This is a genomic window from Pseudovibrio sp. Tun.PSC04-5.I4 (assembly GCF_900104145.1).
Taxonomy (GTDB): domain Bacteria; phylum Pseudomonadota; class Alphaproteobacteria; order Rhizobiales; family Stappiaceae; genus Pseudovibrio.
In genome coordinates, this window is sequence record NZ_FNLB01000007.1 from 12,538 (window position 1) to 23,651 (window position 11,114).

General features: G+C 48.5%; 11 protein-coding genes. 2 read left to right on the plus strand and 9 right to left on the minus strand.

Annotation, left to right across the window (positions count from 1 at the left end; genetic code table 11):
- The first annotated feature begins 51 nt into the window (after window positions 1–51).
- Window positions 52–1,692, plus strand: a complete 1,641-nt coding sequence (locus tag BLS62_RS26785) for an IS66 family transposase (RefSeq protein ID WP_093189740.1) — start codon at window positions 52–54, stop codon at window positions 1,690–1,692.
- Window positions 1,693–1,878: 186 nt separating this feature from the next.
- On the opposite strand, the gene BLS62_RS26790 is transcribed toward BLS62_RS26785, so the two are convergent.
- From BLS62_RS26790 to BLS62_RS26825, 9 genes are all read right to left on the minus strand, one after another.
- A complete protein-coding gene (locus tag BLS62_RS26790; RefSeq protein ID WP_093189743.1) occupies window positions 1,879–2,175 on the minus strand; it encodes a transposase in 297 nt (98 codons plus the stop codon).
- Window positions 2,176–2,184: 9 nt separating this feature from the next.
- Window positions 2,185–2,391 carry a transposase gene (locus BLS62_RS30850; protein ID WP_143521612.1) on the minus strand — a complete coding sequence of 69 codons (207 nt, stop codon included), beginning with the start codon at window positions 2,389–2,391 and terminating at the stop codon, window positions 2,185–2,187.
- A gap of 176 nt (window positions 2,392–2,567) precedes the next feature.
- Window positions 2,568–3,314, minus strand: a complete 747-nt coding sequence (locus BLS62_RS26795) for a formyltransferase family protein (protein ID WP_093189746.1) — start codon at window positions 3,312–3,314, stop codon at window positions 2,568–2,570.
- A 14-nt stretch (window positions 3,315–3,328) separates the two neighbouring features.
- On the minus strand, window positions 3,329–4,627 hold the full coding sequence (locus tag BLS62_RS26800) for a capsular biosynthesis protein (RefSeq protein WP_093189749.1): 1,299 nt from the start codon (window positions 4,625–4,627) through the stop codon (window positions 3,329–3,331).
- Window positions 4,624–5,928, minus strand: coding sequence for a capsule biosynthesis protein (locus BLS62_RS26805; RefSeq protein WP_093189752.1), 1,305 nt, complete (start codon window positions 5,926–5,928; stop codon window positions 4,624–4,626). Before BLS62_RS26805 ends, BLS62_RS26800 begins: the two co-directional genes overlap by 4 nt.
- 18 nt (window positions 5,929–5,946) lie before the next feature.
- Complete coding sequence (locus tag BLS62_RS26810) at window positions 5,947–6,603, minus strand: ABC transporter ATP-binding protein (RefSeq protein ID WP_093189755.1); 657 nt, start codon at window positions 6,601–6,603, stop codon at window positions 5,947–5,949.
- Window positions 6,603–7,370 carry an ABC transporter permease gene (locus BLS62_RS26815; protein ID WP_093189758.1) on the minus strand — a complete coding sequence of 256 codons (768 nt, stop codon included), beginning with the start codon at window positions 7,368–7,370 and terminating at the stop codon, window positions 6,603–6,605. The genes BLS62_RS26810 and BLS62_RS26815 overlap by 1 nt, the downstream gene beginning before the upstream one ends.
- Window positions 7,371–7,380: 10 nt before the next feature.
- Complete coding sequence (locus BLS62_RS26820) at window positions 7,381–8,769, minus strand: KpsE/RkpR family capsule polysaccharide export protein (RefSeq protein WP_208991265.1); 1,389 nt, start codon at window positions 8,767–8,769, stop codon at window positions 7,381–7,383.
- 140 nt (window positions 8,770–8,909) lie between these two features.
- Window positions 8,910–10,091: a polysaccharide biosynthesis/export family protein gene (locus BLS62_RS26825; RefSeq protein WP_093189760.1), complete on the minus strand. Its 1,182-nt coding sequence runs from the start codon at window positions 10,089–10,091 to the stop codon at window positions 8,910–8,912.
- A 241-nt stretch (window positions 10,092–10,332) separates the two neighbouring features.
- Between BLS62_RS26825 and BLS62_RS26830 the strand changes: the two genes are divergently transcribed.
- Entirely contained in the window at window positions 10,333–11,106 is a 774-nt protein-coding gene (locus tag BLS62_RS26830) for an SDR family NAD(P)-dependent oxidoreductase (protein WP_093189762.1), read from the plus strand.
- Window positions 11,107–11,114 lie beyond the last annotated feature (8 nt).

The following is an 11,114-nucleotide window of genomic DNA, read 5'->3' on the forward strand; positions in this document are numbered from 1 at the left end:
TTGAATAAGGCATTGCTTTGATATCGGAGATATATGAGGTAAAATACCCATATGAACCAATCTCTTAACCCCCTTCCTAATGACCCTGCTTTGCTCAAGGCATTGCTGTTGTCCGCCCAAAGTGAGATTGAAGCTTTAAGCGGTAAGGTTGAGAGTTTACAAGCTAATGAGCAAGCCCATCTGGTTCTGATTGCATCACTCAAACAAGCTTTGGCTAAGTTGCGCAGGCAACGCTTTGGCGCATCTTCAGAAAAGATCGACCGCGAGATTGCGCAGCTTGAACTGGCGTTGGAAAACCTGGAGGTTGCCCACCCATGCCAGGAGCCGGAAGGTGAGCGGTTACCCGTGCCCGAACTGGCCACCTCCGCACTTGAAAAACCACCCAAACCAACCCGCGGCAAACCTCGGGTGAGCAGCGATGTGGACCGCGAGCGCGTTACTCTGCAATCACCAGAAGCGTGCCCCGAGTGTGGTGGCAAGCTGCGGCTCATCGGGGAGGATGTATCTGAGCTGGTGGAGTTCATCACCGCAAAACTGAAGGTGATTGAAACAGCAAGGCCCAAGAAATCCTGTCGGGTGTGCGAGAAAATCGTGCAAGCTCCAGCGCCAACCCGGCCTATTGAAAAATCCAGTGCCGGAGCCAGCTTACTGGCGCATATTCTGGTCTCCAAGTTCGATGATCATTTGCCGCTATACCGTCAAAACGAGATCCTTGCCCGGCACGGCATTGATATTCCCCGCTCTACTTTGTCGGACTGGTGCGGGCTTGCCATGAAAACGCTGGCCCCGCTAACCGAACTGCTTAAAGCTGAGGTGATGCTCTCAGATCGCCTACACACCGATGACACACCCATTGATGTACTGGGGCGTCAGTTCAAGGCGGCGAGCGGTCCCGGCAAAGCTTCAAGGCAGGGCCGGATCTGGACCTATGTACGCGATGATCGTCCCTTCGCAGGAGAAGCCCCGCCTATCGCGGCCTATTGGTTCTCAGCCGATCGCAAGGCCGTAAACCCGGTGGATCACCTTAAAGAGTTCTCCGGAATCCTGCAGGCCGATGCCTATGCCGGCTACAGGCAGCTTTACGAGGTGGGCAAGATAAAGGAAGCCGCCTGCTGGGCACATTGGCGTCGCGACTTCCATGATATCTTCACCGCCACCAAATCAGAACTGGCCAGATACGCGTTAGAACAGATTGGTAAGCTTTATGACATCGAGCGCCAGATCAGCGGAAAACCACCAGACCAGCGGCATGAGGTACGGCAGAAGCACAGTAAACCCATCGCTCAGGCCTTCAAGGCCTGGTGTGAAGCTCAACTTACTCGCGTCTCAGGCAAATCCAACCTTGCCAGAGCTATCCGCTATGGCCTTTCCCGCTGGCACGCCTTCACCCTGTTCCTCGACGAGGGCCGTGTCGCGATCGATAACAACGCTGCTGAGCGCGCAGTCAGACCTATTGCTCTGGGCCGTAAGAACTTCTTATTTGCTGGATCAATGGCGGGCGGAGAAACTCTAGCCGACGCCATGACGCTGATTGAAACTGCAAAGATGAATGGCCTTAACCCACAAATCTATCTGACCGACATCCTCGAGCGCATCAACGATCACATGATCAACCGCCTCCACGAGCTCCTGCCATGGAACTGGAAGCTGGACGCAAAATCACAGCGGCAAGCCCAAACCTTGGCGCCTTGAGCGGACGGTTACCCCGCATCAACGATCACATGATCAACCGCCTCCACGAGCTCCTGCCATGGAACTGGAAGCCGGACGCAAAATCACAGCGTCAAGCCCAAATCATGGCGCCTTGAGCGGGCGGTTACGATCAATCCACCAAAGACAACGAAAGAAAATCAAGTTTAAAATCCAAAAGCTACTGTCTCAAAGTCGTTGACACGTTCCGGGATAGAGCCCGCGCTTGCGGCAGTATTCGCCCAAATCAGCCTCATTCAACGCCGCCGTTTCCAACACAGCGGCAAACTTATCACGCGAGGACCATCCCTCAGGGCTCGTGTCAGCGCAGGGCAAAAGCTGGCCTTTGCCGCGCGCCTCAGCCCGCCATTTATGGAGCGTCGCCTCGCAAATCCCTTCCTCGCGCGACAACTGCCGAATGGCTATGTTGCCCGGTGGCAGCATCCGCTTAAGCACTGCCGCTTTTCGTTCCGGTGAATATCCCACGTCATCTTCCTATCCCGCCCACCTTAAAATAGAGAAAAATAGAACAGCGGACAACATCCCTGACACAGGGGGCATCCATCGCGTCAGCAAGTACCGGCCGACACCATGGCTCTGCGCAACATCAAACAGCGTTGCTCCATCAACCCCAACTTGCGCAGTGATTGCCGCCTTTTCTACCCGTGTCCACGACCGCCGTGGCCTCGATTCATCCAACAATGACTTGCCTCCTCAACTAAAACTGAAGAAGAAAATACTCAATCAAACGCAATCAAGTAAGGCGGTCCTGAGCGGACGGTTACGTTCCTAACCAGTATATGATAGAATATCAGTCGAGAGAAAAACTTTGCGACACAACCCTTTTGGGTGCTCTCGCCTTGAACGAACGGTTACGGTCAAAGTCTATTGCCTGCGGCGAGGAATTTGAGAATCTCGCTATTCGTGGGCCAACTTCGGTAGTTGGCTGGACGGTTCTCCGGCACTGGCAGGCAATCGTCTTTACTAAGGAAATGTGAGGCTATCAGCTCTCCGGCGAATTTGAAGAGCTCAAGGTTGGTTCGAAACAGGGTCTGTCTTTCAGGTTGGATGGTTTTTTCAGCAAGCACCTTTCCCGCATCGATTTGGCGAATGCTTTCATGCAGGCTGATTGTGAACAATTTTTCTTTTTCCAACAGGGCATGAAAGACAGGATCGGGCCCTTTAAACACCGGTAGCTTTCCCGGATGTATGTTGAAGGTCTGTCCGGCAAATAGCTCATAGAAGGCTGGCTGTAGGATCTGCCCCAAATGAGCGGTAAGGATAATGTCAGGCGTACACTGCTCTATAAAATCTAGTGTTTCTGGCGTGCTAATGTTGGTGGTTGCCAAAATTGGGCAGCTGAGACTGTGAGACCATGCCTTCATACTCTTCCATTTAGGTAGGTGAGGAAGTCGAAACTGGGGTTTTGTCACTGCACCCAAATATCCGGCATAGATAATCCCAGAACGCGCAAACAAACGCTTATACGCATGCCAGTCATTGGCGGTTCCCGTAACCGCTGTACATTCGACCAGACCGGAGATCTCTAACTCCGGATAAGCAAGGAGTGAATGTAGTACTGCATCCGCATAGACGCTTGCATTGGAGATGAGGCAGATCCGCACGTGCTTTCCCTAAATCACAAAAATTCGTTGTAGGTGACGCCCATATTCCGAGCCTTTTCCAAGCGTGGAGGCTCTGATTTCTTACGGCGTTGTGCCTCATACTCACTGGATAAGATTTTCTCTGCCGTGCCTTTGGCTGCAGCTTCCAGCCCTTTAGCGTTATAAAGAGTACCGCGCACCTGAATGGTTGCCTTGAGCGCATCAACGAACTTGCGGAAAATAATTGGATCAGGCACTGACGCCGTTGTCCAAAAATCTTCCCAGTTGCCTTGATGAGTCAAACCTTCAACATCGTAAATGGTTGGCAAAATACAACAAGTTGGCACACCGTGTTCCAACGCCTCAATGCCGGCTGAACTGTTGATTGTCAGCAGACCAAGGGAGGGTTTTGCTAGCTCTTTGATGGATTGTCCGTGGATCAGTTGGGTCCGGTCCTCAACTCCATGTTTACGACTTGCGTGTTTTAGAGCTCTCATTAGATCCTTAAACCGGTACTCTAACGGATGGCTTTTGAGTAGCAGCAAGGTCCCTTCTGGTGCCTTCTGGGCGAAGGAAGCAATGACAGTCTCTATAGCTTCATAGATGCTCGCAAACGGTGAATGATCGCGGATTTGGAAGTCGCCGTTGAGCTGAAGCGCAAATAGATAATACGAGACCCCACTGTGCCTGAGCTGTTCCCTGACTGCTACGGCATCACGGTTCCGGCGTTTGGCTAACATGCGAGCCCTCAGCCACCCAGCGTAGACCTGTGTGCGGGGCTCAGTGCGATGGTTTTTATAATGGGGGAACTTGCGCGCATGGACACTGTTGAAAGCAGTGAACCCAAGCTCTTGCAAGACAATCTGCGCATAATTGCTAGGATAAAGCACAGCAGGTTCGTCCTTGCTGACGGGACAATCGAGCAGCAGCAGCTCCTGCTTACTCTGCGGAAAATGCGAGAGCGCAGAACACCCGCCATATTCAACAGTCATCCAGTCGGGGCGAAGATAGCCGAGCTCTGTGGCGATGACATTCACGTCAAACGCTTTGGCAACGCCAATGGCAATTTTGTGGTAATATCTGCGGTCTCCGTGCAGCAGAATATCTGTCACCCCATGGGAAACGATCAGTGCCTCCAGAAACAGCGCCCAGTTTTCTGGCTTATCTGTAAAACGTATTGCCTCGCCTTGCGCCCAGTCATGAACATCACTTCCGCAAAAATGCACCTTCAGTGTCCTGGTGCCCATCGCGTTGAGATGGTGGGCTGTACGTGCATAATATTTGGAAAGAGGCCCCTGCAAGAGGAGGATGCATCGATCAATTGCTGAAGTCATTTATCACTCCAGTAACAATCTAAAGGAATAGGAACGCCTATTGCTTTCGCCTGCGCCAGGCGCGGCGGTGTTTCGACAAAGGCTCCACGCCCGTTGACGGTGCGCTCAGTTATGCGCTTGACGAATTCCTGTGCGGCCAGCTTTTTGCCCTCAGGATTGAAAAAACTTCCACGGACTTGAATGGTGTGCCCCACAAGTTTTTCAAGGTCATGATAGAGATCGGCGCTCGGCTGAGTCGGCTCTTGCCAAAATTCATCCAATGAGCGTTGCTCAGTTAATCCGGCAATATCGTAGAGAGCAATCCCCATGGGTTTGACCGGGATGCCATTTTTCAGTGCTTCCATGCCTACGGTGCTGTTGACCAGCACACACCCTCGAGAGTGGCGCAGCAATGTGGTGAGATCTCCACCATCAATAATTTTAATTCTATGCGAACACTGGAATTCTGTAGCCACGGTTTGAATGACCTTTGGCCAATTCTCTGCATTGTTGTCAAACGGATGTATTTTAAAAACCAGCTGGTCCTGTGCTGGCGCATTGGAAACAAACGAACCTACGACGTCCCGAACAAAAGTGGATAGGTGCTTGTAGTGAGAGTGGTGCCTGATCTGGTAGTCTCCCTGCATCTGCAAAGGGATAACAAAATAGCCAGTTTGCTCTTTCAGCAGCGTCTCGATAGTTTGCTGCGCTTCTTTCCCCAAGCGCTTTTGGCGCATTAATCGCGGGATGTAGCTAAAGTAATCTCGTAGTGGATGGTAATATCTATCCCGTTGATAAAGCGGGAAGAGATAGGGAAAGAATATGGGGATTAGATTGCAGATAATCTCGTTTGTTGCTTCTTGCAAAAACGCATGAGGAAAGGGCTGGGAAGAGACTAAGTTGGGCAAGGCAGCGGCAGCAGTTCGTATGCTCTGCGGATCATTTGGAAAATGCGAAAAAGCACCCATGCCGCCATGTTCCAGCGTGATCCAACCTGGCCGCATGTAGCCAAACTCGTAAACATAGGCATTGAGGTTACGTTCCATCGCGACACTATGAGCGATGCGATGATAAGGACGCCGGTCCGCGTAGTAGATGATATCGGTGATGCCATTTGAATCAATGATGGTCTCTAGTTCTTTCCGCCACTTCTTCAAAGAACCCCAATAATTTTGGGCTCCGGACCCGACACGAAAATACCAATCACTGAGCGATAAATTGACCACCGTGCAGTCAATTCTCCTGTCCTCAAATGCTTTTAATAGTGTCTTGCAAAAACCAGAAGGATGCGATTGCAAAATAAGAATTGATTGGCTCGTCATTTCGCCCAAATCTGAAAGTTATGTAAGTTGATTAGTTCGATGCTGAGCAAGTGCCGCATCAACAGAGTCAAACTTGATGAGATCGCCTTCGTTAAGAAGATATGCCGTATCGCAGTGTTTTTTGATTGTGGCTTCTGAGTGCGAAATCATAATGATGTTCGCATGCTTAAGCTTTGTCTCAAAAACTTCGTCGCACTTTCGTTTAAAACGCACATCGCCAACTGCGGTGATTTCATCAATCAAATAGCATTTGAAATTGATCGCCATACTGACGCCAAACGCCAAACGGGCTTTCATGCCGCTCGAATACGACTGTATTGGGAGTGCCATAGAGGGACCAAGCTCTGAGAAATCTTCGACGAAATCGATCATTCGTTCCGTGTCCTCGCCATACATACGAGCAACAAATCGAACGTTCTCAATGCCTGTCATTGTGCCCGCAAACCCACCGCCGAATCCAAGTGGCCACGAGACCTTCACGTTACGCTTAATGCGTCCGCTATCTGGCAATTCCGCCCCCGCAATAAGACGCATAAGTGTAGATTTACCGGCACCATTATGTCCCAGAATTCCAATATTCTTGCCTCTTGGGAAGGTCGCAGTTAGGTCATTCAGAATGACTTTTGTAACACCCTTAAGCCTATAGGTTTTTCGCACACCTTTAAACTCGATCATCAAATAGATTTCTTCCTATAAAGGCGTTCACCAAAGAACCCGATGAGCAAGAGAAATAGGACACATGCAAATAGGTAGGATTTACTCAAGACAATACTATCATAATTCCCGTAATACCCTTCCCTAAACCATTCAACCCCATGAAGAACTGGATTCCAGCTAAGTATCTTCACAATTTCAGATGGGAAATCACTTGGTACATAAAATATGCCCGAGAGAAAAAAGAGAGGTCTGCTAATGATAGATTCCAAATTTTTCCATGTCGGCCACAACCGAAAAAAGACAGCATTAGTAGTACCTGCTCCAAGCCCAAGTAACGTCAATGTAAGGAAAGCAACCGCACTTTGTTCTATTCTCACAGGATGTGTTGCATTTCCTGCAACTATGAGCAGGCTAAAAAAGAAGATCATGATCATGAAATAGGTTAAGGATATCAATATGTATTTTGATATAAGTATATCCGTTTCGGTTACCAACGGATAGCCTAGCAATCCTCTGCTGGAGCTTACAGCGGTCATAAGGGATTTGGATAGCTTAGAGTAAGTTTGAAACGGCAAAATACCTGTCGCAAAAAAGAGCGCGAAACTAGTTCCGAATGCTGGAGCTCTACCAATAGTTGAAAATATTAGAACAAGGACAAGCGTACTCAGAGCTGGATTGGCAATTGCCCAAAGATAACCAAGTTGCGTGTTGCCAAATGCTGTTCTGGTTTCTCTTAATACCAAAGCGCCAAGAACACGTGCCTGAGTGATTAGTACCCCGTCCATAGCAAGCCGCCTACTTCAGGTGATCGCGAATGGAATAGGTCATTACAATAGCGAGGGCCCATACTGCAACTAATCCAAGAAATAGAATGAGAGAATTTATAAGGCGGCGTGGATAAATTGCTTGCTGAGGTTTTGAGGGTGGATTGAAAACCGCCAGATATCGCTGTTGGCGATCTGCTTCGGCCCTTGATCGTTCCAATCCAGCAAGTGAAATCGTGTAAGCTTGTTGCGCAAATTCTTGCTCCAACACCAGCTCTTCATAGTCTGCCAAAAGACTGGAGAGGGATGAGAGCCGATCATTGACGCTAATACCCGGAGATGTGTCAAGAGCAGGCGCTTTGCCACTGATCTCATCTCGCTTTCCAATGATTTGAGTGGCCAAGACTTCTTCTTGCTTACGCAATTGACGAATTGTAGGAGAGCTTTCGTCAATTGTACCAATCAATGTCGCAAGACGGGACCTTGTTTCCAGAAGTTTCTTTTCCAGGCCGGCAATGAGTTCGATCTGAACTTCTGCATTTCTCGTCGGGTCAATCGAGCTCTCATTATTACGGAAATTTTTCATCCTCATTCGAGTCATTTTCAAACTCAACTCAGCACGTAGAACCTCTTCCTCTGCGAATTTAACAGCATCTTTTCTTGCGTCTTTGGAAAGAGAGTTTACAAGACCAGCGCTATAAGAAAGGACCCGGGATGCGATCCGCTCCGTCATCTCAGGAGTAAAAGCTTGCACCTCAACTTCTATGATGCTGGATGTATTGTCGAAGCTTGTTGTTATAAGACTGCCCCAATAACTGACGAAATCTTCAATGGGAGCTGCAGGATCGAGACGATAGATAAAGTCGATACTATCTTTGCTGAAGTGTTTACGAATACCTTCATCCTCTGAAAGCCGCTCCACGACTTCTCTACCTTCCAGATAACTCATTAGAATATAAGAATCCGTTGTGGTAGTGCCGACGCTTGCTAAACCTGTAAGAGCACCCAGAAAATCACCTCCCGCCGATGTCCCGTCCATACCTCTGACTGAAAATCCAATGGTTGATGAATACCGATCAGATGCGATGACAAGGAAGTAGGCTGTCCCTAATAGGCTAGGTAGGAAGACCATTAATGCGAAGGACAAAGCAAGTAAGCGCCGCCTTAACTGCTGAGGACGTAGTCCCCTAAAGCTGAAGAAGCCTTTAGAAATAGGTTTGATTACTTGCCGAGCATTATCAATTGGCAGTGTGAAAATTGAGGCAATTTTTTTTGACGGCTTAGCTTGGGCATTAGCTGTTTGTGGTTGAGTAGTTGCTTTGTCTTTAGGTTGAGTAGTTGGAATTGCTTCGGAAATAGGGTTTGCCGTAGGTCTAATATCGGCAACCTTTGCTTCTGTCCCTTTTTCCATAATTAACATCGACCTTTTCAGACATCACATTGAGATTTATTGCGTATTTTGTTCAAATACTCTGCCGCGAAACGGTGAAATCGTTTCCAATCACATCACAGAGTACCGAGCAGACAGCCAAATCAGTTCTTGCCAAACTGAGCTCATATTTAAAACTGAGTTGCAACTTTGCCTATCGCCAGAGTTCCGCTTAGAATTCTGATAAACTTATTCAATTCAGCACCATACGAATTGGAAACATACACTATGTCTTTGTCACGCAGACTGAAAAGCTGAGCCTTAAAGTAGGAGCGAGCATCCCGCATATTGAGTTTATATATAACTGGAATTTTACCAGAGTTTGTACCGGAATATTCAGTCCGTAACTGAGCCATAACCTGTGGGTCTTCATAACGGAAAACAAAGAGACCCTTGGAGTTTGCTGAACCATCCTTGAGCCCACCAATCCGACCCAATGCCTCGATAAGAGAGACGTTAGAAGCCTGAATTGGATACTCTCCAACTTTTGGAATCGCCCCAAATGCAGTAAAGGTTTGAGGATCATGGGTTACATAAATCTGGTCGCCCGGCTGAATAAAGACGTTTTCTTCGTTATCCTGAAAAACAACACTGAGTAGCTGGCGTGCCTGACGTCCATTCCGCTCGATAGAAATGTAACTTTCGGTTTCTGGTGAAGCATTACCACCCGCAGTTGCAACAACATCTAGCAACCGCTCGCCATTAATTCCAAGCGGATATTGACCTGGCTTGCGAACAGACCCGTTTACTGTAACCAGACTGCTGGCATTTTGTTTTAGTGTGACAATCACTTGCGGAGCGGTGGCTTTACGCTCCAGTGCAATCTGGAGCGCCGTTTGAAGAAGCTCAACAGATTTGCCGCGTGCATGAACTTTACCAACGTAGGGAACCGTTATTGAACCGCTCTGATTTACCATAAAGGGGCCAAGTTCGACACCTCCGGCTTGTCCGGCCGACGCAAACAGGCGGTCATTGCCTTGCTCCCAGACGACAACAGAAACAAAATCACCAACCCCGACAATATGCTTGGGTGCCCATTTTCCGCCTGCAAATACTTTCGTCAGTCCTTCTGAACGATACGAGGACAGAACCGAGACGACCTTATCATCAAGATCAATCAGATGATAATCAAAGGGATTTTCACGCCTGTCAGATGAGGTTGTCTGTATCTCAGAGGACATGGGGCCAGCAGAGGGTAAGATAGAACAGCCCGATAGCAAGGCAAGTACTGGGATAACAACTGAGAATGACTTAACTAGGCCAGAAATCGCTGAGAGCCTTTTTGTTACAGCTGATACCGAAAAAGAACTCATAAACTTCTATCCAATAAATTGCGAATACTATTCACATATAATGCAGTATGTACCTAATAAAATACAGGTTATTATTATCTGATATTGCGCGGAAATACAATTATTCTCCGGGCCGCAAATCATGTGAAACGTTGGTTTTTATGGAGAACGTGGCCAGTTACTAAGAATAATAGTAGAGTGAGTAGCAATTTTGTCACCCATATATCAAAAGAAGAGTGAACCCCCAACATTTGGATGCAAAATGTATACTTACTCACCCACGGCGATTCTCATTACTGGTGCGAGTTCCGGCTTGGGGAAGGCCTTGGCGCTTGAATATGGGCGTGTTGGCGTGGTGCTCTGGCTAACCGGCCGCAATGAGGCTCGACTCTTGAAAACTGTACGAGCTGCTGAGCAACAAGGTGCGACTGTTTTTTGGAAAATACTAGATATTTCTGATCAAGAGCAGGTGCGAGACTGGATTGACGAGATCGAAGAGCAAACTCCGCTGGATCTGGTTATCTCCAATGCAGGAATTACGGGCTCTCATAGCATTGGTGATGAAATTGAAACGGCTAACACTGCGCACGCACAGGTCTCGACTAATTTAGGTGGCACTATTAATTTAGTTACGGCCATCGCCCCTTATATGCAAAAGCGAAGAAGCGGGCGGATCGCCCTTATCAGCTCACTTGCTGGCATGCAGCCGATCTCCGACGGACCCGCGTACGGCGCTTCGAAAGCGGGCATCATTGCCTATGGTGAAGCGATGCGGGATCATCTGCATGAATGGGATGTGTTTGTCTCAGTTATTTGCCCCGGATACATCCGCACTCCCATGGCTGATCAGTTCAAAAGCTGGAGGCCGTTTGAATATTCCGCAGAGCAGGCAGCAAACGCAATTCGCAAATCCGTAGCCAGAAAGAAAGCATTCTTTCCGTTCCCATGGCCGTTGGTATTGGGCATTCGAATTGGTAAGTTTCTGCCATGGAAGTTGCGTCGTTTAGCAAATCAGCGGTTTAATTATGAACGGTAGACCTGATG

Bases quoted from the DNA above. Each gene is read 5' to 3' on its own strand.
- BLS62_RS26815 (WP_093189758.1), bottom strand. From the start codon at position 7,370: ATGGACGGGGTACTAATCACTCAGGCACGTGTTCTTGGCGCTTTGGTA.
- BLS62_RS26785 (WP_093189740.1), top strand. From the start codon at position 52: ATGAACCAATCTCTTAACCCCCTTCCTAATGACCCTGCTTTGCTCAAG.
- BLS62_RS26830 (WP_093189762.1), top strand. From the start codon at position 10,333: ATGTATACTTACTCACCCACGGCGATTCTCATTACTGGTGCGAGTTCC.
- BLS62_RS26820 (WP_208991265.1), bottom strand. From the start codon at position 8,769: ATGTTAATTATGGAAAAAGGGACAGAAGCAAAGGTTGCCGATATTAGA.
- BLS62_RS26810 (WP_093189755.1), bottom strand. From the start codon at position 6,603: ATGATCGAGTTTAAAGGTGTGCGAAAAACCTATAGGCTTAAGGGTGTT.
- BLS62_RS26825 (WP_093189760.1), bottom strand. From the start codon at position 10,091: ATGAGTTCTTTTTCGGTATCAGCTGTAACAAAAAGGCTCTCAGCGATT.
- BLS62_RS26805 (WP_093189752.1), bottom strand. From the start codon at position 5,928: ATGACGAGCCAATCAATTCTTATTTTGCAATCGCATCCTTCTGGTTTT.
- BLS62_RS26800 (WP_093189749.1), bottom strand. From the start codon at position 4,627: ATGACTTCAGCAATTGATCGATGCATCCTCCTCTTGCAGGGGCCTCTT.